23 protein-coding genes and 1 tRNA gene are annotated in these 26,257 nt (G+C 63.4%); 20 read left to right on the top strand and 4 right to left on the bottom strand.

Translation table 11 applies throughout. The features are described 5' to 3' along the window. Window positions 1-20 precede the first annotated feature (20 nt). The 10 genes from AB0O52_RS02090 (at window position 21) to AB0O52_RS02045 (ending at window position 10,055) form a co-directional block, all read left to right on the top strand. Complete coding sequence (locus AB0O52_RS02090) at window positions 21-1,175, top strand: adenosine deaminase (protein WP_364532626.1); 1,155 nt, start codon at window positions 21-23, stop codon at window positions 1,173-1,175. A 121-nt stretch (window positions 1,176-1,296) separates the two neighbouring features. After that, window positions 1,297-1,935 carry a MazG nucleotide pyrophosphohydrolase domain-containing protein gene (locus tag AB0O52_RS02085; RefSeq protein WP_364532707.1) on the top strand — a complete coding sequence of 213 codons (639 nt, stop codon included), beginning with the start codon at window positions 1,297-1,299 and terminating at the stop codon, window positions 1,933-1,935. A 93-nt stretch (window positions 1,936-2,028) separates the two neighbouring features. After that, window positions 2,029-3,309, top strand: coding sequence for a phosphopyruvate hydratase (gene eno, locus AB0O52_RS02080; RefSeq protein ID WP_364532623.1), 1,281 nt, complete (start codon window positions 2,029-2,031; stop codon window positions 3,307-3,309). 157 nt (window positions 3,310-3,466) lie between these two features. Further along, window positions 3,467-4,204: a septum formation initiator family protein gene (locus AB0O52_RS02075; protein WP_364532621.1), complete on the top strand. Its 738-nt coding sequence runs from the start codon at window positions 3,467-3,469 to the stop codon at window positions 4,202-4,204. A 68-nt stretch (window positions 4,205-4,272) separates the two neighbouring features. Then, on the top strand, window positions 4,273-4,980 hold the full coding sequence (locus AB0O52_RS02070) for a DUF501 domain-containing protein (protein ID WP_364532618.1): 708 nt from the start codon (window positions 4,273-4,275) through the stop codon (window positions 4,978-4,980). Next, window positions 4,977-5,942: a Ppx/GppA phosphatase family protein gene (locus AB0O52_RS02065; protein ID WP_364532615.1), complete on the top strand. Its 966-nt coding sequence runs from the start codon at window positions 4,977-4,979 to the stop codon at window positions 5,940-5,942. Before AB0O52_RS02070 ends, AB0O52_RS02065 begins: the two co-directional genes overlap by 4 nt. Before the next feature lie 16 nt (window positions 5,943-5,958). Then, the gene (locus AB0O52_RS02060) at window positions 5,959-7,347 is read left to right on the top strand and encodes a S8 family serine peptidase (RefSeq protein ID WP_364532612.1); all 1,389 of its coding nucleotides are present in this window, start codon (window positions 5,959-5,961) and stop codon (window positions 7,345-7,347) included. A 71-nt stretch (window positions 7,348-7,418) separates the two neighbouring features. Then, window positions 7,419-8,864: an FAD-dependent oxidoreductase gene (locus AB0O52_RS02055; RefSeq protein WP_364532609.1), complete on the top strand. Its 1,446-nt coding sequence runs from the start codon at window positions 7,419-7,421 to the stop codon at window positions 8,862-8,864. A gap of 154 nt (window positions 8,865-9,018) precedes the next feature. Next, window positions 9,019-9,939, top strand: coding sequence for an N-acetyltransferase (locus AB0O52_RS02050; RefSeq protein ID WP_364532606.1), 921 nt, complete (start codon window positions 9,019-9,021; stop codon window positions 9,937-9,939). Between the two features lie 42 nt (window positions 9,940-9,981). Continuing rightward, window positions 9,982-10,055: transfer RNA gene (locus AB0O52_RS02045), tRNA-Leu, on the top strand. A gap of 181 nt (window positions 10,056-10,236) precedes the next feature. On the opposite strand, the gene AB0O52_RS02040 is transcribed toward AB0O52_RS02045, so the two are convergent. Genes AB0O52_RS02040 through AB0O52_RS02025 form a run of 4 tightly spaced genes read right to left on the bottom strand, consistent with a single transcriptional unit; the run spans window position 10,237 to window position 15,051 of the window. Beyond that, the gene (locus tag AB0O52_RS02040) at window positions 10,237-11,781 is read right to left on the bottom strand and encodes an alpha-L-arabinofuranosidase C-terminal domain-containing protein (protein WP_364532603.1); all 1,545 of its coding nucleotides are present in this window, start codon (window positions 11,779-11,781) and stop codon (window positions 10,237-10,239) included. A 56-nt stretch (window positions 11,782-11,837) separates the two neighbouring features. Then, on the bottom strand, window positions 11,838-12,764 hold the full coding sequence (locus tag AB0O52_RS02035) for a carbohydrate ABC transporter permease (protein WP_364532600.1): 927 nt from the start codon (window positions 12,762-12,764) through the stop codon (window positions 11,838-11,840). Continuing rightward, window positions 12,761-13,699 (bottom strand): sugar ABC transporter permease, encoded by a 939-nt coding sequence (locus AB0O52_RS02030; protein WP_364532598.1) that lies wholly within the window; start codon window positions 13,697-13,699, stop codon window positions 12,761-12,763. Before AB0O52_RS02030 ends, AB0O52_RS02035 begins: the two co-directional genes overlap by 4 nt. Before the next feature lie 5 nt (window positions 13,700-13,704). Continuing rightward, window positions 13,705-15,051 (bottom strand): extracellular solute-binding protein, encoded by a 1,347-nt coding sequence (locus AB0O52_RS02025; protein WP_364532595.1) that lies wholly within the window; start codon window positions 15,049-15,051, stop codon window positions 13,705-13,707. Window positions 15,052-15,315: 264 nt separating this feature from the next. Here AB0O52_RS02025 and AB0O52_RS02020 point away from each other — a divergent pair, with 264 nt between their 5' ends. The 10 genes from AB0O52_RS02020 (at window position 15,316) to AB0O52_RS01975 (ending at window position 26,186) form a co-directional block, all read left to right on the top strand. Then, window positions 15,316-16,497 carry a LacI family DNA-binding transcriptional regulator gene (locus AB0O52_RS02020; RefSeq protein WP_364532592.1) on the top strand — a complete coding sequence of 394 codons (1,182 nt, stop codon included), beginning with the start codon at window positions 15,316-15,318 and terminating at the stop codon, window positions 16,495-16,497. A gap of 450 nt (window positions 16,498-16,947) precedes the next feature. Then, on the top strand, window positions 16,948-18,006 hold the full coding sequence (locus tag AB0O52_RS02015) for a LacI family DNA-binding transcriptional regulator (protein WP_364532589.1): 1,059 nt from the start codon (window positions 16,948-16,950) through the stop codon (window positions 18,004-18,006). A gap of 283 nt (window positions 18,007-18,289) precedes the next feature. Further along, entirely contained in the window at window positions 18,290-19,111 is an 822-nt protein-coding gene (locus tag AB0O52_RS02010) for a sugar phosphate isomerase/epimerase (protein WP_364532586.1), read from the top strand. Between the two features lie 26 nt (window positions 19,112-19,137). Beyond that, window positions 19,138-20,319 carry a Gfo/Idh/MocA family oxidoreductase gene (locus AB0O52_RS02005; RefSeq protein ID WP_364532583.1) on the top strand — a complete coding sequence of 394 codons (1,182 nt, stop codon included), beginning with the start codon at window positions 19,138-19,140 and terminating at the stop codon, window positions 20,317-20,319. A gap of 68 nt (window positions 20,320-20,387) precedes the next feature. Then, complete coding sequence (locus AB0O52_RS02000) at window positions 20,388-20,717, top strand: putative quinol monooxygenase (protein ID WP_364532580.1); 330 nt, start codon at window positions 20,388-20,390, stop codon at window positions 20,715-20,717. 362 nt (window positions 20,718-21,079) lie between these two features. Next, on the top strand, window positions 21,080-22,309 hold the full coding sequence (locus AB0O52_RS01995; protein ID WP_364532577.1) for a branched-chain amino acid ABC transporter substrate-binding protein: 1,230 nt from the start codon (window positions 21,080-21,082) through the stop codon (window positions 22,307-22,309). 78 nt (window positions 22,310-22,387) lie between these two features. Beyond that, window positions 22,388-23,407, top strand: coding sequence for a branched-chain amino acid ABC transporter permease (locus tag AB0O52_RS01990; RefSeq protein ID WP_364532574.1), 1,020 nt, complete (start codon window positions 22,388-22,390; stop codon window positions 23,405-23,407). Beyond that, window positions 23,404-24,615 carry a branched-chain amino acid ABC transporter permease gene (locus AB0O52_RS01985; protein ID WP_364532571.1) on the top strand — a complete coding sequence of 404 codons (1,212 nt, stop codon included), beginning with the start codon at window positions 23,404-23,406 and terminating at the stop codon, window positions 24,613-24,615. Before AB0O52_RS01990 ends, AB0O52_RS01985 begins: the two co-directional genes overlap by 4 nt. Then, complete coding sequence (locus AB0O52_RS01980; RefSeq protein WP_364532568.1) at window positions 24,599-25,486, top strand: ABC transporter ATP-binding protein; 888 nt, start codon at window positions 24,599-24,601, stop codon at window positions 25,484-25,486. Before AB0O52_RS01985 ends, AB0O52_RS01980 begins: the two co-directional genes overlap by 17 nt. Continuing rightward, window positions 25,479-26,186, top strand: a complete 708-nt coding sequence (locus AB0O52_RS01975; protein WP_364532704.1) for an ABC transporter ATP-binding protein — start codon at window positions 25,479-25,481, stop codon at window positions 26,184-26,186. Before AB0O52_RS01980 ends, AB0O52_RS01975 begins: the two co-directional genes overlap by 8 nt. The last annotated feature ends 71 nt before the right edge of the window (window positions 26,187-26,257 follow it).

The following is a 26,257-nucleotide window of genomic DNA, read 5'->3' as shown; positions in this document are numbered from 1 at the left end:
CGTCCCCCTAAAGTTGAGACGTGACTGAGCCTATTGTTGACGCCGCCCCTGCCCTTGACTTCGACCTGAAGAGCCTGCCGAAAGTTTCCCTTCACGACCACCTGGACGGGGGACTGCGTCCGGCCACCATCATTGAGCTGGCGGAGGCCGTCGGCCACACCCTGCCTTCCACGGATCCCGTAGCGCTGGGCCAATGGTTCCGTGAGTCCGCCGATTCCGGGTCTTTGGTCCGCTACCTCGAAACCTTTGACCACACGATCGCTGTCATGCAGACCAAGGAAGGCCTGGCGCGCGTCGCCAAGGAATTCGTCGAGGACCTGGCTGACGACGGCGTCGTGTACGGCGAGATCCGTTGGGCACCCGAACAGCACCTGCAGAAGGGCCTCACCCTGGATGAGGTTGTGGACGCTGTCCAGGAAGGCCTCGACGCCGGCGTGGAAATCGTTGAGGAGTCCGGCCGCCAGATCCAGGTGGGCCAGCTCATCACGGCGATGCGCCACGCGGACCGCGGCCAGGAAATTGCCGAGCTCGCCGTACGCCACCGCTACAACGGAGCTGTCGGCTTCGACATCGCCGGTGCCGAGGACGGCTTCCTGCCTTCCCGCTTCAAGGACGCTTTCACCTACCTGGCCGAGCACAACTTCCCGGCTACGGTGCACGCCGGCGAAGCCGCGGGCCTGGAAAGCATCCAGTCCGCCCTTGTGGACGGCCGCGCCCTGCGCTTGGGCCACGGCGTACGTATCGCGGAGGACATCACCGTTGAGTTCGAAGATGCCGAGGGCGAAGAAGCCGACGACGACGCCGAGGACACCGTCGGCATGGTCACCTTGGGTGAAGTGGCCGGCTGGGTCCGCGATCGCGGAATCGCGCTGGAAATCTGCCCCTCGTCCAACCTGCAGACCGGGGCAATCGCGAACTTCGGCGAAGGCATCGAGAACCACCCGCTGGACATGCTTTACCAGTTGGGCTTCAACGTCACCATCAACACCGACAACCGGCTCATGAGCGGCGTAACGCTCACGGACGAGTTCGAGCTGCTCGTGGAGACCTTCGACTACGACCTCGACGACCTCCTCGAACTGACCCTCAACGCCGCCGAGTCCTCGTTCCTGCCGCTGGACGAAAAAGAAGCGTTGGTGGAGTACATCAACAACGCCTACGCCAACCTTGGCTGAGCAAACTCCTGCAGGCGCCGGTTCTCCTGAACGGCCCACGGCGGCAGGGGTACCCGGCCGGGCTTGCGAGGTGGGGGAGCTGCTGCAAACAATCGCCTCCCTGCGCGAGCATTGTCCGTGGATGGGTGCGCTGACCCACGAATCCCTCGTCGAGTACCTGATCGAGGAAGCGTACGAGGTGGTCGACTCGATCGAGGCCGGCGCATCCGGTTCCGATACCGCCGACGAACTCCGGGGCGAGCTGGGCGATGTGCTACTCCAAGTGGTGCTTCACGCCCGGCTCGCCGAGGAGCAAGGACAGTTCACCTTCGACGACGTCGCGCACACCATCACGGAGAAGATGGTGCGGCGCAACCCGCACGTCTTCAAGCCGGACGGGTCCTTGCAGGAATCCTTCCCGGCCACCGTGGAGGAGATCGTCGAAAAGTGGGACGCCGTGAAGAAGGCCGAAAAGCCCGGGCGTTCGGATCCTTTTGAAGGAATACCACCACACCTTCCCGCCCTCGCCCTGGCGCAAAAGTCGCTTGACCGTGCCGAGCGCGCCGAGCGCGCGGGCGGCCCGGAACGCAGTGTCGATCCAGTCGCGGCGGTGGAGGTTCCCGATTCCGAAGCCGCGCTCGGAGACATGCTGCTTGCCGTCGTCGCGGGCTCGAGGGAGAAGGGTTTCGACGCCGAACGGGCCTTGCGCAGTGCCGTCCGCCGCTATCAAGGGCGCGACGGGGAAGCCACAAAACGTGAGGGGTCCGACGCCGTTCCGTAACCTTGGCCGGTCTCGACTAGGCTAGTGGCGACGAGGACGTCGAGAATTTCCCTCAAGATTCCCAGTAAATCGCTTCACCATAAGGAGCAGTCCATGGCGCTTATCGATGCCATCCACGCCCGCGAGATCCTTGATTCCCGCGGAAACCCGACAGTAGAAGTTGAAGTTCTGCTTTCCGATGGCCAGATCGGCCGCGCCGCAGTTCCCTCCGGTGCTTCCACCGGCGAGCACGAAGCCGTTGAACTGCGCGACGGCGACAAGGGCCGTTACCTCGGCAAGGGCGTCCAGAAGGCCGTTGACGCGGTCATCGACGAAATCGCCCCGGCCCTGATCGGCTTCGACGCGACGGACCAGCGCAGCATCGACCAGGCCATGATCGACCTCGACGGCACCCCGAACAAGGGCAAGCTCGGCGCCAACGCCATCCTTGGCGTTTCCCTCGCCGTGGCCAACGCAGCCGCCGCCTCCGCGGACCTGCCGCTGTACAAGTACCTCGGTGGCCCTAACGCCCACGTCCTGCCCGTCCCGCTGATGAACATCCTCAACGGCGGCTCCCACGCCGACTCCGACGTCGACATCCAGGAATTCATGATCGCCCCGATCGGCGCCGAGACCTTCTCCGAAGGCCTGCGCTGGGGCGTTGAGGTCTACCACAACCTCAAGTCCGTCCTGCAGGCCAAGGGCCTCTCCACCGGCCTCGGCGACGAAGGCGGCTTCGCGCCGAACCTGCCGTCCAACCGCGCCGCACTGGACCTGATCCAGGAAGCCATCAAGAACGCCGGCTACATTCCGGGCAAGGACATCGCCCTCGCGCTGGACGTCGCCTCCTCCGAGTTCTACAAGGACGGCGCCTACCAGTTCGAAGGCAAGGCACTCTCGGCTACCGAGATGAGCGCCTACTACGCCGAACTCGTTGCCGACTACCCGCTGGTCTCCATCGAAGACCCGCTGGACGAAAACGACTGGGAAGGCTGGAAGACCCTCACCGACACCATCGGTGACAAGGTCCAGCTGGTAGGCGACGATCTCTTCGTCACCAACCCGGTCCGCCTGCAGCAAGGCATCGACTCCGCCACGGCCAACTCCCTGCTCGTCAAGGTCAACCAGATCGGTTCGCTGACCGAAACACTGGACGCCGTTTCCCTGGCCCAGCGCTCCGGTTACACCACCATCACCTCGCACCGCTCCGGCGAAACCGAGGACACCACCATTGCTGACATCGCCGTTGCCACCAACGCGGGCCAGATCAAGACCGGTGCCCCGGCCCGCTCCGAGCGCGTCGCCAAGTACAACCAGCTGCTGCGCATCGAAGAAGAGCTCGACGACGCCGCACGCTACGCCGGCCGCAGCGCTTTCCCGCGTTTCAAGGGCTAGTATCCGCTGAAACAGCTGACCGGTGGCTATGGTGGAAAGACCATAGCCACCGGTTCTGTTTAACGAAATGTGCGAGCACTTCGGCAAACCGCAGGCTCCGTGAGGCACGCAACGCGCAGCAACCCGCCAGGCAAGCACCAGGCATTACAGGAGTGTCATGGCCACCCGCCGCCCCAAGGTCCCCCGGGCAGATGCCCTGGGCCGGTCGCCACAAAAGAACCCCGACGGCGGCCATGTTATCCGTGCCGACTTCGGCGAGTCCCGCAAGGCAAGCGCTGGCCAGCAAGAGAGCCAGGTTAACGTCGGGTCCAGGACGTCATCCAATGCCGGGCCTGAGGGCGGCACCCTAAGGAAGGGCCAGTCCGGATCCAAGGCTGGTTCTGCGCCGAAACCGGGAGGTTCGCTTCCGGGCAGGGCTGGAAACACCCCGGTTGTCGGCAAGGCATCCAACAAAACGTCCGGTGCCGGCTCCGCCCACCCCGACAAGGACCACAGCGCGCGTCCCGTGCCCGCGAAGGCGTTCTCCGGACGCATGCTTGCCCTCGCCGTGGTGATGATTGCGATCACCATCATGCTCGCGCCCACGGTCAAGATCTGGTTGGAGAAAAAGGCGGAAATCTCCGGCCTGGAAGCCGATATCGCCAGCAAACAGGCCGAGCAGGCCAGCCTCCAGAAACAGATCACGCGGTGGCAGGACCCCAACTATGTGAAACAACAAGCCCGAGACCGCATTAACATGGTTATGCCGGGTGAAGCAGGCTACTGGGTGTTTGGTGGAGACGTTCCCGCCGGAACACCGGGCGGAAGCACCAGCTCGGGAGCTTCCGGGAGCCCGTCCAATCTGCCATGGGTGGATGGCCTGTGGGAATCCATCAGGCGCTCGGCAACAGACTAGACGCGGTGCCCGCCGCCGTCGCGCCCTGACGGGCGCGGCCAAACAGGGCAGGAAGGATGGCAGCGCCAGTGGAAGAGAACTCGGCACCTGCATCGCAGGAGTCCCGCAAGCCATCAGCACACGATCTCGAAATCCTCAGCCGCCAGCTCGGACGTCCGGTGCGCGACGTCGTCGAAATCCCGGCGCGCTGCGTGTGCGGCAACCCGCTTGTTGCCGCGACCGCTCCGCGCTTGAGCAATGGCACCCCGTTTCCCACGACGTTCTACTTGACGCACCCCGTCATCACCGCCGCCGTGTCGCGGCTGGAAGCCGGGGGTCTCATGAATGAGATGAACGAACGGCTCACGGCTGACGAGGCTTTGGCAGCGGCCTACAGGAGCGCCCACGAAGCCTATCTCCAGGCTCGTGACGAGATTGCCGGACGGGCCGGCACCGGGGACGTCCCCGAGATCGCAGGCGTCTCCGCCGGCGGCATGCCCACCCGGGTCAAGTGCCTGCACGTACTGGTCGGACACTCCCTGGCCGCCGGTCCCGGCGTCAATCCGCTCGGCGACGAGGCCATCGTGGCGATCAGCGAATGGTGGACCGCAGACCGCTGCTATTGCGACGGCGCGTGGGACAGTGCGGGGGAGGCCCCGTCCCGGGACCTCAGCCGTCACGGACCGCAGGGCCTGCCGGACATCGTGGGCCGTCCCGCTCCGGTCCGCAAATCCAAGTCCTCCTCCCACGCAACAGAGCCATCAGGGGAACCAGCCGCAGGGGAGCTCAACATATGAACCGGGTAGCTGCCATCGATTGCGGCACCAATTCGATCCGGCTCCTGATCGCGGATTCAAACGGTGCGGACGCCGGCTCTCCCTTGCGGGACGTCGTCCGCGAGATGCGCGTGGTGCGGCTCGGCCAAGGGGTTGACGCCACGGGCGAACTTGCCCCCGAGGCGCTCGAACGCACCTTTGCGGCAACCGCGGACTACGCCGAGCTGATCCGCCATCATGGCGCCAAGGGCGTCCGTTTCGTGGCGACCTCTGCCAGCAGGGACGCCCGCAACCGGGACGTCTTTGTTGACGGAATCCGGAACCTGCTGGGCGTCGAACCCGAAGTCATCTCCGGCGACGAAGAAGCGGCCCTGTCCTTCGCCGGTGCGAGCAGCGTTCTGCCTTCGCGCGGCAAGGACCCGGTCCTTGTAGTGGACCTTGGCGGCGGAAGCACCGAGTTCGTCCTCGGAGATTCCGACGGCGTCATCGCCGCCAGGTCCGTCGACATCGGCTGCGTGCGGCTGACCGAACGGCACCTCCGCAGCGACCCTCCGACGCCGGAGCAGATCGCCGCTGCCGAAGCCGACGTCGACGCAGCCATTGATCTCGTCGCCCGCACGGTCCCGCTGGGCAGGGCCACCGCCGTCGTGGGCGTTGCCGGTACCGTCACCACCATCACGGCGCACGCCCTGGGCCTGAGCGAATACGATCCCGCACTCATCCACGGTGCCAGCCTGGACCTCGAGACCATCACCGACGCCGCTACCAGCCTGCTGGAAATGAGCCGCGAGGAACGGGCCCGGCTGCCCTACATGCACCCCGGACGCGTGGACGTCATCGGAGCCGGAGCTCTCGTATGGCGCCGTATCCTTCAGCACTTGGCTGAGCTGGGAGGGGGCTCCATCACTGAGGCCACCGCCAGCGAGCACGACATCCTCGACGGCATCGCGCTGAGCATCCGGAGTACTCGGAGTACTCGTTAAAGGTGGGTATTCGCTGATGACGTCGCCACACGGTTGGGGCCGCCGGACAGCATCGGCCGCCCTGGCCGCCATGCTGGCCGGGGGAACCCTGGCAGGGGCCCTGCTCACCGCACCATCGGCGTTCGCCGACTCCTGGCGTGACAAGGAATACTGGCTCAACGAGTACGGCATTTCCGCAGCCTGGCAGGTATCCAAGGGTGCGGGAGTGAAAGTGGCCATCATCGACAGCGGGGTGGACGGGCAACACCCCGACCTCAAGGGCGCGGTGGTCGGCGGAACCGACACTTCCGGTGCGGGCGATCCGGACGGACAGAAGAGCATCGGGGCCAAACCCGAGCACGGGACCCTCGTTGCAACTCTCCTTGCTGGGCGCGGACACGCTACGGCCAGCCCATCGGCGTCTCCTTCGCCGACGTCGTCTTCTTCGCCCGATTCCAGCGTTGGCCCGGACGGAATCGTGGGCGTCGCCCCCGAAGCCCAGATCCTGTCCGTCTCCGCTTGGCTCGGTTCGCCGAATCCCGCTGGCAAGACGGACCAGGAACAGATTCCCGAAGCTGTTCGATGGGCCGTGGACAACGGTGCCAAAGTCATCAACATTTCCCTCGGCAGCACTTCGCCCGATTGGCCCCAAAGCTGGGACGCGGCGTTCCTCTATGCCGAACAAAAGGACGTGGTGATCGTGGCCGCGGCGGGGAACCGGATCGGCGGAAACGTCCAGGTGGGCGCACCCGCCACGATTCCGGGCGTCCTGACCGTTGCGGGACTCGACCGGAACCGTACGGCCAGCGTCGACGCCTCTTCGCAGGGAATCAGCATCGCCGTCTCGGCGCCCGCGGAAAAGCTGGTGGGTGGCTTGCCCGGGGGGAGCTATGAAGATTGGGCCGGCACGTCCGGCTCCGCACCGATAGTCTCCGGCGTCGCAGCGCTGATCCGCTCGAAATGGCCGGAGATGAGCGCCAAGCAGGTCATCAACAGGATTGTGTCCACGGCCGGGGATGCCGGCGCGCCCGGCAAGGACCCCATCTACGGTTACGGCATCCTCAATGCCGAGGCGGCCCTGAAAGCCGATGTGCCCGAAGTGGCGAGCAATCCGGTGGGATCCATTGCGGAATGGATACGGGTCCATCGGCGCGGGGACCTCAGCAACCCCACGCCTCAGCCAACGTCGAAACCGAGCATCCCCGCAGCCACCTTGCCGGATCCCACGGTTCCCGCGGCGAAGGCGCCCTCGCAAGCCGACACTGCGGTTCCGGCCGCGGTGGTCATCGGCTTTGGATTGCTTTTCGTGGCGATCGTCGCGGGCGCTTCGGTCCACTTGAGGCGCGCCTACCGGAGCTCCCCGGAACTTCCCGACGAGCCCGCGACCGGCGTGGTGGACACCGTGGATCCGAGCGGCCCGAAATAGCCTCCGGGGCTGGTGTGTAGCTTCGGGAAATAGTTAGTGAAGATTTTCACAAGGTGCTGTACTCTATTGTTATGGCAACCACCCCTGAGCTCATTGACCGTCCCCGTGTTCTCGTTGTCGGCGGCGGATACGTCGGCCTGTACGTAGCACTCAAGCTGCAGAAGAAGATCGCGAACGCCGGCGGCATCGTCACCGTCGTTGATCCCCTTCCCTACATGACCTACCAGCCCTTCCTCCCCGAAGTGGCCGGCGGCAACATCGAGGCACGCCACGCCGTCGTCTCCCACCGCCAGCACCTCAAGCAGACGGAACTCATCCAGGGCCGCGTCACCAGCATCGACCACCAGAACCGCACCGCTGTTGTTGCTCCGGCCGACGGTGGAGAGCCTTTCGAGGTCCCCTACTTCGACGTCGTGGTTGCCGCCGGCGCCATTACCCGCACCTTCCCGATCAAGGGCCTCGCTGACGAGGGCATTGGCCTGAAGACCATCGAAGAAGCGGTGGCCCTGCGAAACAAGGTCCTTGAGCGCATCGAGGTCGCCTCCACGATGACGAACGCCGCCGAGCGCGCCAAGGCCCTGACCTTCGTGGTCGTGGGTGGCGGTTTCGCCGGTATCGAGTGCATCACCGAGATGGAAGACCTCGCCCGCGCCGCCGTCAAGAACAACCCGCGCATCCGCCAGGAAGAAGTCCGCTTCGTTCTTGTCGAAGCCATGGGCCGCATCATGCCAGAGGTCACCGCAGCCCAGGCCGAGTGGGTTGTTGAACACCTTCGCAGCCGCGGCATCGAGGTCCTGCTCAACACCTCCCTCGACAACGCGGAGGGTAGCCTCAAGCTCATCAACCTGCCGGACAAGTCCCCTGCGCAGGAGTTCGAAGCCGACACCCTCGTGTGGACGGCAGGCGTGCAGGCCAACCCGATGATCCGTTCCACCGACTTCCCGCTCGAGCCGCGCGGACGTGTCCGTGTCCTCCCGGACCTGCGCATTGCAGGCGACGAAGGCATCATCGACAACGCCTGGGCGGCCGGCGATATCGCTGCCGTTCCGGACCTCACGGGCAGCGGCCTGCCGGACGGCACCTGCGTTCCCAACGCCCAGCACGCACTGCGCCAGGCCAAGCGCCTCGCCAAGAACCTGTGGGCCTCCCGCTGGGACAAGCCCATGGCCGACTACAAGCACAAGAACCTCGGTGCGGTTGCCGGCTTCGGCGAATGGAAGGGTGTTGCCAACATCAACCTCCTGGGCCGTATCGGCCTCAAGGGCGGACTCGCCTGGCTGGCCCACCGCGGTTACCACGGTTTGGCCATCCCCACCGGTGAGCGCAAGGTCCGCGTGATCTTCAACTGGCTCCTGGGCATGACCATGGGCCGCGACACCACCCAACTGCTGGACCTCGACAACCCGCGCGGAGCCTTCGTGGCCGCGGCCACCCCGGCCCCCAAGCCGGCCGCCGCACCCGCGCCGGCTGCTGAGCCCGCTGCAGCAAAGGCCCCGGTCACGGCTGACGCCAAGTAGCGAACGCCAAGTAGTACCGCCGACGGCGGCCGTCTCCCCGCGGGGAGGCGGCCGCCGTCGTCGTTTACCCGTCGTTTACCCGTCGTTGGCCCGGGTCCTGTCCTCGACGGCGGATGCCGGCAGGGTCCGCGACGGCGGGTCCTAGACTTGCAGCATGGCCGGCGAAAGCGATCTGACGACTCTCCTGACATCCATGCAGCCCGTGCTTCGAGACGGCGACTACGTGTACGCATTGTGGCCGCACGGGAAACCGCTCGAAGGCAATATCGAAGCCGCAGTCCGCGAAGCGGAAGGCCTCACCGTGGTGCTGCGCCGAGAGGAAGCCGGGCGCCTGGGACTGTCCTACGATTTCGTGGCGGCGTGGATCACCCTTCAAATCCACTCTGCGCTGGAAGCCGTGGGGCTCACCGCGGCAGTCAGCTCCGCCCTCACGGCAGCCGGTATCAGCTGCAACGTCCTGGCCGGCTTCCATCACGACCACCTTTTGGTTCCATCCGCCGAACGCGGGCACGCCATGGAAGTCCTTGGACTGCTGGGCCAAGGCGTGGTGCTTCGAACGGAGCGGCCGGCCGACCGCGAGTCCGTGCTGGCGCTCACCGCTGCCGCCTTTTCCACCAGCCCGGTCACCGGGCTGCCGGTCGAAGGAGTCCCGGCCGAAGTGACGCTGCTGCGCGAACTTTTCGACTGCGATGAGTACCTGCCGGAGTTCAGCATCGTGGCCGAGATCGCTGGTGAGATCGTAGGCCACGTCATCAGTACCCGCGGCTGGATCGGTGAGCTACGGCTTTTGGGTCTAGGGCCCGTCAGCGTCCAGCCGCACCTGCAGCGGCGCGGCATCGGATCTGCGCTCTTGCGGGAAACAGCGCGACGGGCCGACGATGCGGGAGAACCGGGCATCGCCCTGCTGGGCAGCACCGCGTACTATCCGCGCTTCGGGTTTCTGCCCGCCCGCACCCTGGGCGTGATGGCCCCCGACGCCGGGTGGGGAGACCATTTCCAGTTGTTGCCCCTCAAAGCATGGCCCGACGGCGTCGGCGGAACCTTTCGTTATGCGACGCCATTCGAACGGCTCTAGGAGACCCAGGAGGGGAGTGCCCTGGGTTACCATTATCCGGGCGCCCCAGTAGCCCAATTGGCAGAGGCAGCGGACTTAAAATCCGCGTGTTGTGGGTTCGAGTCCCACCTGGGGCACGCGCCGGCACCGCATAGACGGTGCCCTTGAGGTAGTGGTGGTGCAGCTGTGGCAGCGGGCGACACCGGGGGAGAGGGCCTACCTCAGGGCGATCTCCCCCGGCGGAGACGAACCCTCAGCTCGGGGTTCCGATGTCAGCTGACACTCCCAAGGGCGCTCCTCCCGAGGGCAGCAGATGCGTCAGGGGGTGGTGGGGCTTGCCGTCCAGACTCCCATCGCGGTGCTCCACTGGTAGGGGTTGTGATTGGCCTTGAACTCGCCGATTTCGCATATGGAGACGCTGTGGGGCGGGAGGGTGGTCACGCCGTCGCTGAAGAGGAGTTCAACCGGTTCGGGCTTGACTCTCTCCGGGCTCTCGACGTCGTTGAATGCATCTGCGTGGGGGCCGGTCAGGATGACGGCGGTTCGCGTTCCGTTGACCGACTGGCCCTGTATCCCGATCCGGACTTGAGCGTGCTCAACATCGGATTTGTTCACCAGCGCTACCTTGATTCGCCCGGTTTCGTCGGCTGTGGCGATGGCGTCCACGAGCGGGACGGCGCCGGCGGGTGTGTTGAGGCTGGAGGACGATACGGCGGAATCGACCACCCGCGGGCCGAGGAGGTTCGCGTACATGCTCATGACATGGAAGGTGGTGCGCTTGACGACACCTTCCGGGTGGACGAACAGGGGCCCGCGGGTGTTGATCGTGGGGGCGAGGTTGGCCATTCCGACGATGTCACCATTGCGTATGCAGCTGTTGAGGAAGGCCGCTGAGAAGACCGCATCGGCCATCGTGTAGGTGGCGTTGTTGTCGTTGAGGTCGCGCGCGGCGATGGCAGCGTCGTCGTTCCCCCAGGGGTGGTGCCAGCCTCTCAGGTTCCATTCGTCAAAGGCGATCTTCACGTGCCGCTGCCCGGAGGCCTCGATAAGGGCGCGTGCCATGGCAATCTGCTTCTCGGGTGCAAGGGTCAGGCCCATGCAGTCCAGGTAGGACGAGGGGTTGTTGGAGTAGGCTAGCTTGTCCCAGTATCCGTGGATGCTGATGTAGTCGAGGTACTTCCCGGCCTGCTCGAGCAGCGGGATGGCCCAGTCCGGCTTCTCGACCGCGGCCGCGAGGAGTTTGACTTCTGAATCGATGCGCCGCATGAGCTTGGCGGATTCGGTGACGAGGGACGCCCATTCCGCAGCCGATTTCGCGCCGATTTCCCAATCTCCGTAGTTTTCGTTGCCGATGCTCCAGAACGGTACAGCGAATGGTTCGCTGTGGCCGTTGTCTGCCCGCAGGTTGGCCCACTTGCTGCCCTTCTCGCGGTTCGTGTACTCGAGCCAGCTTGCCATCTCCTCGGGCGTCCCTGTGCCTGCATTCGTGCAGATGTAGGGGTCGGTTCCCAGTTCGCGGCACCATTCCACGAACTCGTCAGTGCCGAAGGTATTGGGGTCAACCACTCGCCATGCGGGGTCGTAGACTGGGGACCTGTCGGGCCCGACTCCGTCAAGCCAGTGGTAGGCGGAGACGAAGCAGCCGCCGGGCCAGCGCACGTTGGGGATCTTCAGTTCCCGGAGGGCTTCGAGGACGTCGACGCGGAATCCTCGCTCATCCGACAGGTGCGAGCCGGGATCGAAGATGCCTCCATAGATCTGGCGGTGGAAGTGTTCGATGAACTGTCCGAAGATGTGCCTGCTGTACTCGACCTGCCTGCGCTGGGGGTCGATTTCCATAGAGGCCATAGGTGTCTGATTCACGATGCTCCTTTGAAAGCGGCGTTCGCTGCCGAATGGGTGGAGGTTGGGCTGGGTTTTTATTTGAGGGCTCCGATGGCAAGTCCGCCGCGCCAGTACTTCTGGAGCGAGAGGAATGCGATCACGAGGGGGACGATCGAGATCAGGCAGCCGGCGATGATCAGTCCCCAGAGGGAGTGGCCGCCTCCGTTGTTCGCGGAGGCCTGGCCTTCCCAGAGGCCGATTCCCACGGTGATCGGGAAGAGGTTCTTATCGGAGAGCATCGCCAGCGGCAGGAAGTAGTTGTTCCAGTTCGCGACGACCGACAGCAGCAGAACGGTCACGATCGCGGGCCGCAGCAGGGGCAGTGCCACTTGCACGAAGGTCCGGAATTCGCCCGCACCATCGACCCGGGCCGCGTCGAGCAGTTCCTCCGGAACGGCGTCCGAGGAGTAGACCAGCATGAGGTAGACCCCGAACGGGTTCAGCAGGGAGGGCAGGATCACGGCCCAGATTGTGTCCGTCAACCCCAGGTCCGAGAAGAAGGTGAACGTGGGGATCACGAGGGCGGTGGTTGGGACCATCACCGAGCCGAGCAGCATAGAGAAGCTCAAGCGGCGGCCGCTGAACTTGAACTTGGCGAAGCCATAGCCTGCGAGGACGGCGAGGGCGGTTGCGCCGAGGCCGCCGACGACTGCGTAGAGCACAGAGTTCAACAGCCAGCGGATGTAAATGCCCTCGTCATAGGTGAACAGATCGGACAGGTTCGGGATCAGGTTGAAGCTCTTTCCGAACCACAGCGCGCTGGGGCTGGTGAACAGGTCCTGTGCGTCCTTGGTGCTGGCGACGAAGAGCCACCAGATGGGGATCAGGAAGTAGACGATCAGGAACCCGAGGAACAGGTATGGGAGGACGGCGCTTTGGCCGCGGAGAGCCCGGACGGTGGATTCGGTGTTGCCGCGAGGGCGGACTCCGCTTGGCCCGGGGGCGAGCTGTGGGGATTTCACGACAGGATGCTCCCTCGCTTGCGAGTGGCGAACATGAAGATGTAGATGGCGATCAGCACGACGATCCCGAGGGCGAACGACAGGGCGGAGGCGTAATTGAAGTTGGCATACGAGAACGCCTGGTTGTACGCGTAGATGTTGGGGGTCGTGTTCGGCTGGATGCTGCCGTTGGAGATCGGGGCGAGTATCTCCGGTTCGGTGAAGAACTGAAGCGTGCCGATCAAGGCGAACACGACGATCAGCACCAAGGAGGACGCTACCATCGGCACCTTGAGCCGCCACGCGATCTGCCAGCCGTTCGCGCCGTCGATCCTGGCCGCCTCATACAGGCTCTTGTCGATCCCTTGGAGGGCTGCGTAGATGATGATCATGTAGTATCCGGCCCACTGCCAGGTGACGACGTTCACGAGCGCACCGAAGATGTTCGACGGGCTGAGCAGGGCGGGCGCGTTCGCTCCGAAGATCTGCTGTAGCGGCCCGAACGAAGGGCTGTAGAGGAAGCCCCACATCAGTGCGCCGATGACGGCCGGGATGGCATAAGGCAGAAAAATCATCAGGCGCGAGAACCGCACGAAGAGCGAGCTGAATGCGTCGAGGACCAGTGCCACTGCGAGAGACACCGCCATCTGGACTGGAATCAGTACGAGTGCGAAGAGCAGGACGAAGACGACTCCGTTGAGGAAGTTCGGGTCCGTGAAGGCCTTCACATAGTTCGAGATCCCGGCGAAGGTGGTTCCGGTCGCCAATCCCTTGTTGAACAGGCTCAGGTAGAGCGCATACAGGAGGGGCGCGACGAGGAACAGCACGAAGACGATTCCGAAGGGGGCGACGAAGAGCCAGCCGACGTTGCGCCGTCGGCCCCGGCCCGAACGTCTGGGCCCCGGATCCGAAACCGGCTTTTGCCGGCTCGGGGACGCAGAGAGGGTCGTAGCCATGTTTCTTACTCCTTGACCGTGAAGCCTTGGCCCTGGGCGTACTTCACAAGAGTCTGCTGAAGCTGGTCGGCAGCCTGGTCGCCTGTCAGCTGCTGGTGGTTCATCTTCGTGAGAACGTCCTGGAACTGGGCGTAGAAGTACGTCTGGAAGGGTGCATAGTCCATGCCCTTGTAGGCGTTCTCCGCTGGGATGTATATGTCCTTATTCGAGGTCTCTCCGTTGAAGAACTGGGTCTTGTTGTTGGCGAAATCCGGTGAGTCCAGAGCCTGCTTGTTCAGGGGGAATATGACCTGGTTCGACCAGCCGTCCTTCAGCGACGCAGGATCTGCGTAGAGCTGCTCGGCGACCTTCGCTGCCAGCGCCTTGTCGCCGGCCTGGTTCGTGACCGCGAACGTCGAGCCGCCCCAGTTGACGGAGACCGGGTTGGAGGGATCCCACTGGGGCATCGGAGCGACAGCCCAGGAGCCGGATCCGCTCTTCCCGATGCCGGCACCGGTCATGTAGCCGGGCGTCCACGCGGCCGACGGGAAGGTAGCGTACTTGCCGGCGATGAGCCCCTGGACGTAATCCGTAGTGAACTGGTCTGTCGTGCCTACGAGGCCGTCCTTCACCAGGCCCGCCCAGTAGTTCAGAACCTGCTTGGACGCGTCATCGTTGACCTTGATGGTGATGGTGTTCTTGTCGGCCAGGTTGTACCGGAATGGCACCGCCCCCTTCTGGATCATCAGAGCCATGACCTGGGCGGGCGAGTTGGCGCCAAGGTCGCCGAACATCGGTCCCCCGGCGTCTTTGACCTTCTTGGCGTTCGCAGCGAACTCATCCCATGTCTTCGGGGGAGTGAGCCCGTACTTCTGGAAGATGTCCGAACGGTAGATCAGCCCCATCGGGCCGCCGTCTACGGGGATCGCATACACGGAATCTCCCTGGGACACGTCACGCCACGCGCCTGCGCTGAAGTTCGACTTCACGTCGTTGGCGCCGTACTTGCTCAGATCGACGAGGGCATTCTGGATTTCGAAAGTGGGAAGGTGGTCGGCTTCCAGCATGACCACGTCCGGGAGCCCCTTCCCGGCTGAGACGGCGGTCTGAACCTTGTTGTACTCCTCGACGCCTTCCCCAACGCTGGACCAGCACACCTGGACATCCGTGTGCTGGTTGTTGAAGTTGTCGACGACGTTCTTCATGTTCGGGTACCACGCCCAGACCGAGACCACAGGTGCGTTCTTCTGGACGATGGTGTTGCTGCAGTTGGACTTTGCGCTTGCCGATGCTCCGCCTCCGGAGCTGCAGCCGGTTAGGGCAGTTGCAGCTCCGACGACGGCGACTACAGCTGTTGCGAGCCGTCTCTTCATGGGGTTCTCCTCCTGGGTGACTTCGTTGTCGCCTTCTCGATGTATGGAAATGTGTGGCGGCACATCCGAACCTAATGCTCTGTTCTCATGGTGTCAAGAACTTGTTCTTAGCTTGTATCTGTATTTGTTCTTTTCATTGTTCATGGCAACCGACTAGGATGTTCATGCTGGCTCCGGAACTGACGGTATAGACGACCGCTGCCTCGGCCCGCCTGAGGCTCGCGCCTTGCAGCAGCCGATGACTGGCAGCAGCGGGAAGCTCGAATGTTCCGATTTGTTCAGCTACTGTTCATGGTGAAGGTCCTTGTTGGTGTCGAGATCGGAGAATGTTGGATGACCGAGGGAACGTCTTACCGTCGTGCGACCATGCGTGATGTTGCAGCCGCAGCCGGAGTGCCCCTTTCGGCGGTGCCGCTCGCGCTCAATGGCAAGCCTGGGGTGTCTCCCGAGCGGCGTGAAGCTGTCCTGCGTGCTGCGGGGGCGATCGGCTATGACCACACATCCAAAGCCCGCAAACCCCTCTATGGCCTGGTCATGGAAGAGCTGTCGCCGCAGGCCAAGGCGGACGGCTTCATAGACACCTTGCTTCAGGGCGTCTACAGGGGTGCTCGTGAGATCGGCGCCCAGGTTGTCCTCGGCCTCTACCGCTCCGGCTCTGACCCGGTCGCCGAGCTCTCCGACATCGCCTCCCGTCCACTCGATGGGCTCCTGATCGCAAACGGAGGGGACATCGATGCCGAGGCTATCGATCAGATGGCAGAGGCGAAGCTGCCCACCGTCCTGATCGAGAACCGCGTCGAGCGCGCCATTTCCTCGGTGAGCTCGGACAACTTCCGGGCAGGCCTTGAGTCAACTCGTCACCTCATCGAGCTGGGCCACAGGAGGATCGCGATCATTCCCGGATCGGAGCGATACGAGTCGCTCCATGAGCGCCATCGGGGATATGTGGTGGCGCTGGCGGAAGCAGGAATCGCTCCGGACCCGAAGCTGATGATTCCGCAGCCCGCGCATGCGGCCCGCAAGGGCTACGAGCAGGCCAAGGCCCTCCTCGATCTTCCCGAACCGCCCACGGCAATCTATGCGGTCAGCGACAAGAGCGCGATCGGGGCTGCGTCGGCTATCCGGGAGCGGGGGCTCACCGTCGGCGAGGACATCTCCCTGGTCGGCACGGACAACGTCGAGGAAAGCGCATTGCACTTGCCTCCGCTCACAACCTTCGATACCTGCTCTGCAGATCTCGGACGCGTTGCAATCGATCAGCTGGGGGCAATCATCCGCGGCTTGGACGTCGTCACCCACGCGGTCGTAGAGGGCCACCTCGTTGTCAGGTCCTCCACGTCCGTCGTTCCCACCGTGGATGGACGGAAGGGGTCGCGTCCAGAGCCGAAGTCGAGAAGCATCGGTCATGACTCCTCTGAGCCGGCCGGCGCAGTCCCCAGGCGATGAGGCGCGAGCCGTAGCCTGATTGGTATCGAAGGTGCTGGCGAGCTTAGGAATGGTCCTGCTCCCGGGTCATGCCACACGGGACTTCCGGCGTCAATTCCGGGGGAGGGGACTTAACTCCGCCTTCCCGGTTCATACGCTCGTCTCCTCTGGCTCCTCCAGCAACTTGACCGCTGCTGTCGCCTGCGCCGCTCCAACCGGGAGCCGCATGGCGACGCAGTATTCGAGTTTCATTGGCTGGTTCCCTTTACTTGAGGACCGTGAACGTTCACGGGTATATTCATCGTGAAGGCGCGCGGTGCGTTGTGTCAAGACTCACTTCGAGCGTCTGAGCACCCCGGCCTTCACCGCCGAGACTCGGTGTTGCCCTGTAGCCTGATGGTGCGCGGCTAGGCTCTGGCTGTAGGCTTGGCCCGGTTTCCCTTAGTGGGAGGTCTTCGGAGAGGAGGGCGGTTGGCACAGGAATCGTGGCGTCCGGCGGCTCCCCCGCGACGGCGCAAGCCGAGCATCAATGATGTGGCGCGGCTCGCCGGGGTCTCGTACCAGACCGTCTCTCGCGTCATCAACAATGCCCCGGATGTGAGCGCGGTGACCCGGGACCGGGTGCTGCGTGTGATTCAGGAGGTCGGCTACCGTCGCAATCGGACGGCCACCGCCCTTGTCACCAGCCGGTCGACGGTCATCGGGATCCTGACGGACGGCTCTCCGCGTTTCGGGCCGGTCGGGACGCTCATGGCCCTAGAGAATCTGGCGCGGCAGAACGGCTACGCGACGACGGTCGTGACCGTCGTTGAGCCTTACGAGGAGAGTGTGCCCAAGGCGCTCGACACTCTCGACGATGTCGGCGTCGACGGCATTATCGTCATCGCGCCGCGTCTTGCCATGGCTGCCGCAGTTTGGAACGCGGATGTCCGGGTGCCGGTCGAGATGATCGCGGCCGGGGCCTCCTCGACGCCGAACGTCTTCGCCTACTCGGAGAACCAGGAACTGGGAGCCCGAATGGCGACTCAGCACCTCATCGACCTCGGCCACACGGACATTGCCCACATTGCAGGGTCGATGGAGTGGTTCGACGGCCGTGTCCGCAAGCGGGGCTGGGAGGCGGCGATCCGCGATGCCGGGCTGGAGCCCGGGCTGTGCGTTGAGGGCGACTGGAGCCCGAAGTTCGCCTACGAGACGGGACTGCGTCTCGTATCGGAGGGAAGGGTCCCGCAGGCGATCTTCGCTGTGAGCGACCACACGGCGCTGGGCCTCATCCGCGCATTCGCCGAGAACGGTGTGCGCGTCCCGGAGGACGTGAGCATTGTCGGCTTCGACGACGTCGAGGGCTCGGACTATTTCCTCCCGCCACTGACAACCGTGCGCCAGGACTTCCCGGCGCTCGCCCAGGCCGGCATCGAGGTGCTCCTCGGGGCTGTCGAGGGGCGCGAGGTCGACAGGACCCCGAATGTCCCCACTCTCGTGGTGAGGGCGAGCGCCATCCCGGCGCGCCTTCGCCAGACCAGCCCCTGAACCGGAATTCACCAACAGAAAGTCGGAGCGGGACTCTTGACACAACGCACCGTGAACGTTCACGATAGAAAAATCGTGAACGTTCACGGAACGCGAATACTCAACGAGGAGGAGCCGCTGATCGAGCGCGACGACGTCGACGTCGTCCACGTCTGCACCCCAATTCGAACCACGCCGCGCAGCCCAGCTCACGCAGGCGCTCGTCAGCTCAGCGGGGCGGCGGATGAGTCAGCGTTCCCGCGCACGACAAGATTTCCACCAGCATCTGAAAGGGCCGCAGCCAATGAAACTCGGATATTGCACCATCACCTGGGGCGGCGTGGTAGGCCACCCGGTCGGGGTGACGAGCGTCAAAGACCTCTTCTACATGACCCACGGGTCCATGGACCGGGCAGTGAAGGACATCGCCTCCGTGGGCTACGAGGGCGTGGAGATGTTCGACGGCAACCTCGCCGAGTACGCCGACCGGCCCGGGGAGCTGCGCGGCCTCCTCGAGGAGGCGGGCGTCTCGCTCGTGAGCGTCTACACCGGGGCGAACTTCATCTACGCTGACATCCTCCCCGACGAGCTGCACCGCATCCAGCGCTCGGCGGAACTGGCGGCCACATTCGGCGCCGAACGCCTCGTCGTCGGCGGCGGGGCGCGACGCGCGGCGGGCACGACCGGCGAGGACTACCGGCGCCTCGGCGAGGCCCTCGACCGCGTCGCCGACATCGCGGAGGGCTTCGGCCTCTCGGCCAGCTACCACCCCCACCTCACCACCATCGTCGAGGGCCCCGAGGAGCTCGAGCGGCTCATGGGCCTCACCAGGATCGGTTTCTGCCCCGATACCGCGCACCTCGCCGCGGGCGGCGCCGACCCCGCGGCCCTGATCCGCAAATACCCCGAGCGCCTCCGCCACGTCCACCTGAAGGACTTCCGCCAGGATCCCTTCACCTTCCTGCCCCTGGGACAGGGCGAGCTCGACTTCCCGGACATCATCCAGGCCGTCCGCGAGAGCGGGTATGACAGCTGGCTCATGGTCGAGCTCGACGAGTACGACGGGGACCCGCGCGCTGCCGCCGAGATCAGCAAGAAGTATCTGGACGCTCTCCTTCACTCCTGATGCCCCATCGAAAGGAACCCATCATCATGAAGAACCTCAACGTCGGCCTCATCGGAGGCGGCTTCATGGGCAAGGCCCACTCGCTCGCCTACTCCGCGATGCCCATGTTCTTCTGGCCCGCCCCGGCCATGCCCATCCGCCACACGATCGCGGAGGCCAATGACCAGCTCGCCGCCGAGGCGGCCCGCCGCTTCGGCTTCGAGAACTCGACCTCCGACTGGCGCCGGATCATCGATGACCCGAGCATCGACGTCGTCGACATCGCCACTCCCAACCACCTGCACGCCGAAATCGCAATCGCCGCCGCCCAGGCCGGCAAGCACATCATCTGCGAAAAGCCGCTCGCCCGCACCGGCGAGGAGTCCAAGGCGATGTACGACGCCGTCAAGGACGCCGGCATCGTTCACATGGTCGCGTTCAACTACCGCCGCACGCCCGCCGTCGCCCTCGCCAAGAAGTACATCGAGGAAGGGGCCATAGGCCGCATCACCAACTTCCGCGGCACCTACCTCCAGGACTGGAGCGCCGACCCTAATTCCCCTCTGTCGTGGCGCTTCCAGAAGTCCATCGCCGGCTCCGGCGCGCTGGGCGACATCGCAACCCACGTCATCGACATGGCCCGCTACCTCGTCGGCGAGTTCGCCTCCGTAAACTCGATGCTCTCGACCTGGATCCCCGACCGGCCCCTGCAGTCCGGAGGTGCCGACGCGCTCGGCAACGTCCGCGGCGGCGACGGCCCCCGCGGCGAGGTCGACGTCGACGACGAGGTCATGACCATGGTGCGCTTCGCCAACGGGGCCGTCGGCTCCATCGAGGCCACCCGCAACGGCTGGGGGCGGAACAACTTCATCACCTTCGAGATCCACGGCACCGAAGGCAGCATCGTGTTCAACTACGAACGCAGGGACGAACTCCAGGTCTGCTTCGCGAACGACGGCGACGACCGCCGCGGCTTCCGGACCGTCTACACGGGGCCCGCCCACCCGTATGGAGATGGCCTGTGGCCGATCCCCGCGCTTGGCGTCGGCTACGGAGAGACGAAGATCATCGAGGCTCACGACTTCTTCAAGGCCATCGCCGAGGGCACGAGCGTGAGCCCGAACTTCGCCGACGGCTACCAGACCGCCCTCATCGACGACGCGATCCTCGCATCGGCAGAGAAGGAAGCCTGGGTCGACGTAGCCCGCGTGGCGGAGCTCGCTGACTAGGGCGCACAACCCAGGGGGTGGGGGCAGCGGTTACGCCGCCCTCACCTCTCCCGCCAACAGGAGGAAAGATGAACCCCTCACCCCCAGCAGACCGCAATCCAGCAGGACCGGAGGCCCAAGAAGCCTGGTTGATGCCGGTCTTTACCCCTAAATCAGGCCGCGGAGCTGAGCTGCGCACCACTCTCCAAGAGCTCCAGCATACGAGCCGCAAGGACCAAGGCTGCATCGAATACAGCGTCTTTGAGGTCGATGGACGATTCGTCCTCATCGAGGGCTGGGACAGCCGCGCCGACCTCGACAGCCACAACGAGCAGGCCCACGTCAAAGAATTCGTACGCGGTTCGGTGGACCTGCTCGCAGAGCCGTTCACGGTCACCCCGATCACCCCACTGGGCTGACGGCCTAACTATTCGAGGAGATCCCATGCCCCGCCCGTCGGACTCATCGTGGAGACCCCGCGACCAGCGAGAAACCACGGTCTTCAGGGCGGGGCCAGGGCTCTCAAACTCTCTACGAAGGTGCACGCGAGATGCGAACCGCGCCGCCTCCCTTGTTGCGCCGGCTGGTGCCGTGAAAGGAATTTAACCCCGCGTTCATGCGAAGGGCTCTCCGAGCAGGGTGGTGATCCACCGTTATTAGATCCTGACCTGCATATATGTGTTCCAGGACACATATTTGGTAGTACTCTCATGGAACATGTTCGAAGTGAAAGTGACTTCGGGCGAATGACCACGAATCAGACGCACCGCGGAGGCTATTTATGTACAGGAAGAAAGTCATTTCGGCGATTGCAGCAGCAGCCACCCTTGGCATGCTAGTTGCGGGCTGTGCGAATCAGTCTGCCCCTAGCGGCACGGAGACCTCGGGCGGCGGCGGCAGGATCAATATCCCTGCGATTTCCAAAGTCGACGTTCCTGCCGGAGCTGTTTTGCCTGCAGGCGATGGCAAAGCAAATTGCCCGTCTACCACCACCATTGCCTATGCCGGTGCCGAGACAGGACCCAACGCCCAGCTGGGCATCAACATCTTCAACGGCATCCAGCTGGCTATTAACCAGCACAACACCGCGAACCCCGGCTGCCAGGTCCAGTTCAAGAAATTCGATACTGAAGGCGATCCGAACAAGGCCACAGGCCCGGTGACGCAAATTGTTTCCGAGCCGGACATCATCGGAGTGGTTGGCTTGCCGTTCTCCGGAGAGTCCAAGGCAACGGGCAACATCTTCGAACAGAAGGGCTTGGTGCACATCACGCCCTCCGCAACCAACCCGAGCCTGACGAAGAACGGCTGGACCACTTTCTTCCGCGCCCTCGGCAATGACGCCGTCCAGGGTCCGGCTGCAGCAAAGTTCCTCACGGACAAGCTGCAGGCAAAGAAGGTCTACCTGGTCCAGGACGACTCTGACTACGGCATCGGTCTGGGAACCACGACGTCCCAGGCTCTTGGCTCGGCAATGATCGGGTCCGACAAGGTCGTCACCGGCCAGAAGGACTTCTCGGCCGTGATCTCCAAGATCATGAACGCCAAGGCAGACACCGTCTACTACGCCGGCTACTACGCAGAAGGTGCTCCCTTCGACCAGCAGCTGGTTGGAAAGGGATTCACCGGCTCCTTCGTGGGTCCCGATGGCGTGAAGGATGACCAGTTCATCAAGCAGGCGGGCGACGCGTCGTCCAACGCATACTTCACCTGCCCGTGCATCCCCGGCGAGCTGATCCCGAGCTTCGAGTCCGAGTACAAGAAGCTCGCCAACGCTGAGCCCGGAACCTACTCCATTGAAGGTTACGACGCAGTCACCGTCCTGCTCTCGGGTATCGACAAGGGCAAGCAGTCCCGCGCGGACCTGCTTTCCTGGGTCAAGTCCTACGACGCAGCCGGCCTGTCGAAGCACTACAAGTGGGACTCAACCGGCGAACTGGCAACGCCTGATGTTTACGGCTACAAAGTTGAGAACGGCAAGATCGTTCCCATCGGCGTCATCGGAAAATAACACCGGGCCCAGATGAATGCTGGGGGTTAGCATCCATGCCGACCCCCAGCATTTCTTTTGATTACATCAGGAAGTGCCATGATCAGTGAAGTAATTCCCAACCTGCTCCACTCTGTACCCGTGGACGACACGTGGATCACCTTCGACGTAAACTCCTTTACCCAAAACTTCTGGAGTTCAACCTTTGACGGGTTGACCTTCGGGGCAATTTACGCGTTGGTGGCCCTCGGCTATACCCTCGTCTACGGCGTTCTCAACCTCATCAACTTTGCCCACTCCGAAGTCTTCATCACGGGCTGTTACGGGGTGTTCTTTACCCTCAGTGCCCTGAATTTCGGCCCTTCTGCTCCGAGGCTGGCTTTTTGGGCCATCGTGGGAAACCTTGTCCTCGCCCTCGTGGTCGCCATTATCGCCTCCGCCTTGATGGCAGTGATTGTGGAACGGGTGGCTTATAAGCCTTTGCGCCAGCGCAAAGCGCCTCGCCTGGCATTCTTGATTACCGCCATCGGTGTGTCCTTCGCTATTCAGTACACCATCTACTGGTGGCGCGGACCGAGCCCGGAGGCAGCGCTGACGATGTTCCGGCCGCTCGCGATTTTTGACGTCTTCGGGACCATCATCGATTCGCAGCAGGTGGTTATTGTGATCGCTGCGATTATCCTCATGATCGCCACAGACCAGTTCATTCGGCGGTCCCGGACCGGCCGAGGCATCCGCGCCGTGGCGCAGGACCCGGATACCGCAACCTTGATGGGTGTCAACAAGGAAAAGATCATCGTGACCACCTTTATCATCGGCGGTATCTTGGCCGGGGCGGCAGCTTTGTTCTATGTCATGAAGATCCCGTCCGGCGTGCAATACAACGGCGGATTCATCCTTGGCGTCAAAGCCTTCGCCGCCGCCGTCCTCGGAGGCATCGGCAACGTGCGCGGCGCGTTGCTGGGCGGCCTGCTGATCGGTTTGATCGGCAACTACGGCCAGGTGCTCCTGGGCAGTTCCCAATGGACGGACGTTGTGGCGTTCGTGGTCCTGGTGTTGGTATTGATTGTGCGACCCGAAGGTGTCTTGGGTAGCTCGCTAGGAAAGAGTAAGGCATGAGCACAACAGACGGCCCCACGCTAATTCCCGATGATGCTTCAGCTCAGGAGATCGCCGACCGTGAAGCCAGGATGCGGCGCCGCAAAGGCTGGTTCCCGGGCCTCAGCGACAAATGGAATGCGCTCCCGCGCCAAACCCAATGGCTGATCCTGATCGTCGTCGTTGTCATTGCGTACTTGCTTCCCATCCTTAATCCGCCGCTGATCACGACGGAACCGGGCAACAATTGGCAAATTGCGCTCGCGCAAATGTCCGTCTATGCCCTGGTGGCTGTGGGCTTGAACGTCGTGGTGGGCTATGCGGGACTCCTTGACTTGGGCTACGTGGCATTCTTTGCCCTGGGTTCCTACACGGCAGCAATGCTTACCAGCCCGGATTCGCCGTATGTGCACATTCCCTACTTGTGGACACTTCCGGTGGCGATGGCGGTGGCCATGTTCTTTGGCGTGGTCCTGGGTGTGCCTACCCTTCGCCTCCGCGGCGACTACCTGGCTATCGTCACGCTCGGCTTCGGCGAAATCGTGCGCATCTTGGCCACCATCATTCCGGCGATGAAAGGCCAGGTAGGCTTCCAGAATGTTGGCCACCCTCCTGGAACGGATTCAAACGGCCAACCGATCTTCCTGAACTCAAGCGGAACTCCGTGGTATTGGTTGACGCTGACCATCATCATTGTGGTGCTCCTGGCCGCCGGAAACCTGGAGCGCAGCCGCGTGGGACGCGCGTGGATTGCCATCCGTGAAGACGAAGACGCCGCGGAAATCATGGGCGTCCCCACCTTCAAGTACAAGGTGTGGGCCTTCGCGATTGGTGCTTCCGTTGGCGGACTCTCGGGTGCTTTGTTCGCCGGCCAGGTTGGTTTCGTGAACAACCAGAAATTTGACATCGCCACCTCGATCCTGTTCGTCGCCGCTGTTGTCATGGGCGGCACGGGAAACAAAGTTGGTGCGCTTCTTGGCGGTGCATTGGTGGCATATATACCCCTCCGCTTTACCGCAATTGCGGAGTTCAAGTATTTGATCTTTGGTGCGGCGCTGGTGATCATCATGATTTTCCGCCCAGGCGGTCTCCTGCCGGCACGCCAGAGCCTCCTCGCCTACGGACGCTTGGCCTACAACAAGCTCAAGGGCGCCTTGAGCGACATCCCTGCTTCGGGCAAAGTCGTTTTGGAACCTGGAAAGGGGGCTGGCAATGAGCGAAGCAATTGAGCCGGATATTGATGTGGACGCACTCAAGGAACAAGGTGTGGACCTTGAGGTCGCCGAGAAGGTAGCGCCTGAAAGGGAAATCGTCACCAAGGTGGGCGAAGCCTTGGTCCAGGTCCAAAACCTGACGATAAAGTTCGGTGGCCTGACAGCCTTGGACAATGTCACTTTCGATATCAACCGAGGCGAAATCCTCGGCTTGATCGGTCCTAACGGCGCCGGCAAAACCACGTGTTTCAATGCCATGACAGGCGTGTACAAACCAACGTCGGGAAAGGTCCTGCTCGAAGGCCAGTTGCTCAACGGACTGCCGCAGCACCGGATCACCAGGCGGGGTTTGGCCCGGACCTTCCAGAACATCCGCCTTTTTGGCGAGATGACAGCTTTGGAAAACGTGGTTGTTGGTCTCGATGCGCGCCACCGCACGAGCGTCGGCGGGGCACTCCTGCGTCTGCCCACCCATGTCAGGGAAGAGAAAACCGCGATTGAACGCGGCATGGCATTGCTTGAGTTCGTGGGCATCGCTGATCATGCGCATTTCTTGTCGCGGCACCTTCCTTATGGCTACCAGCGTCGCCTGGAAATCGCGCGGGCACTGGCCACGGACCCTAAGGTCCTGTGCCTGGATGAGCCTGCGGCCGGGTTCAATCCGGCGGAAAAGGAAGAGCTCATGGCCCTGATCCGGACCATCCGTGACGACGGCTACACGGTCCTGCTCATTGAGCACGACATGAAGTTGGTCATGGGCGTGACCGACCGGATCGTGGTCCTGGAGTTCGGGAAGAAGATCGCGGATGCGTTGCCCAAAATTATCCGCGACGACCCGAAAGTTATTTCCGCCTACCTCGGGGAGCCTGAAGATGACCTTGCTTGAGCTGAAGAACGTATCCGTCCACTACGGCCGGATCCAAGCCATTTCGGACATGTCATTCAGCGTGGAAGAAGGCGAAATCGTCTCGCTCATCGGCGCGAACGGTGCCGGAAAAACCACCACCATGAGGACCATCTCCGGATTGCTGAGTCCATCGGCCGGCTCCATCACCTTCGCCGGCAAGGACATCACCAGGATGAAGGCGCACATCCGCGTCGTCCAAGGTATTTCCCAGGCGCCTGAGGGACGCGGAATCTTCCCCGGCATGACGGTGGAGGAGAACCTGGACATGGGTTCCTACGGCCGCAAGGACCGGACCAAGGTGGCAGACGATCTGGAGCGTGTCTTCGACCTGTTTCCACGGTTGAAGGAGCGTATCAAGCAGTACGGCGGCACCATGAGCGGTGGCGAACAACAGATGCTCGCGATTGGCCGGGCGCTGATGTCCAACCCCAAGCTGTTGCTTCTGGATGAACCTTCCATGGGGCTTGCTCCGCAGTTCATCCGCCAGATCTTCAAGATCGTCACCGAGATCAACAAGCAAGGCACTACGGTGCTTCTGGTGGAGCAAAACGCCAACCAGGCCCTCGCCCGTGCGCACCGTGCTTTTGTCCTGGAAACCGGGTCAATTACGCACAGGGGCACCGGCAAGGAGCTCCTCGCCAACCCGGCGGTCAAGGAAGCATACCTCGGCGTCGGATAGCCGCATGTGCCGGCACCCTCACGACAACAGGGTGCCGGCATCAGCGGCGGTGGAACTTTCGGTGCGGACCA

Source organism: Arthrobacter sp. NPDC080073 (genome assembly GCF_040686575.1).
Classification (GTDB): Bacteria; Actinomycetota; Actinomycetes; order Actinomycetales; family Micrococcaceae; genus Arthrobacter.
The sequence above is the reverse complement of the archived record's forward strand: the minus strand, read 5'-3'. Positions and strand labels throughout refer to the sequence as shown.